Source organism: Paraburkholderia sp. SIMBA_027 (assembly GCF_046535315.1).
In the GTDB taxonomy this organism is placed as follows: domain Bacteria; phylum Pseudomonadota; class Gammaproteobacteria; order Burkholderiales; family Burkholderiaceae; genus Paraburkholderia; species Paraburkholderia tropica.
Window position 1 is genome coordinate 1 of sequence record NZ_JAWRWY010000908.1, and the last position, 261, is coordinate 261.

The 261-nt window shown below is 61.7% G+C and carries 1 protein-coding gene; it reads left to right on the plus strand.

What is annotated here, in order from left to right:
- On the plus strand, nt 1-261 hold a 261-nt coding region (locus SB764_RS41725; RefSeq protein ID WP_410866995.1), incomplete at both ends, for an aminotransferase class I/II-fold pyridoxal phosphate-dependent enzyme.

The following is a 261-nucleotide window of genomic DNA, read 5'->3' on the forward strand; positions in this document are numbered from 1 at the left end:
TCTCCAATCCGACCGGCGAGAGCGTGGATCGCGAGGGACGCGAAAAGGTGCTGGCACTGGCAGAAGAGCTGGATGTCGCGGTTATCGAAGACGCGGCCTATCAGAACCTGCGCTATGACGGCGAGGCGATCCCGCCGATCCTGGCGCTCGAGATCGCCAGGAAGGGTCATATCAGCCTTACCCGCACGATCTATTGCGGCAGTTTCTCGAAGACGCTGGCGCCCGGTCTGCGCGTTGGCTTCATCGTTGCCAATTCGCAGG